Source organism: Oleiphilus sp. HI0080, from assembly GCF_001635135.1.
In genome coordinates this window covers 1-289 of the sequence record NZ_LWFU01000038.1, presented here as the reverse complement: position 1 = coordinate 289, position 289 = coordinate 1, and the positions used below count along the sequence as shown (strand labels likewise).

The window sequence follows — 289 nt, the reverse complement described above, 5'->3', positions numbered from 1 at the left end:
TGCTGCGCTTTAGTTGTGGACTTGATATGCCACTGGATTAGTCTGGCACCCAAGGCGCTTGCAAGCTGTTCAGCTAGCATGGTTTTACCGGTTCCTGGCTCGCCTTTGATGAGCAAAGGCTTTTGAAGTGCGATCGCAGAATTGACCGCCATTTGAAGATCGTCAGTTGCGACGTAGTCCTGAGTACCCTTGAACGACATAATATTTCCTAAATAGATTTGGGCTAAACGTGCGACATTCTAAAGCAATGCACGTTTATTGCCCATACAACAGATTGTTCCACGTTATG

General features: G+C 46.4%; 1 protein-coding gene. It reads right to left on the bottom strand.

Features of this window, described 5'->3' with window-relative positions:
* Positions 1–200: AAA family ATPase (locus A3751_RS00615; protein WP_156492144.1), on the bottom strand; the 200-nt coding region annotated here is incomplete at its 3' end.
* Between the last annotated feature and the right edge of the window lie 89 nt (positions 201–289).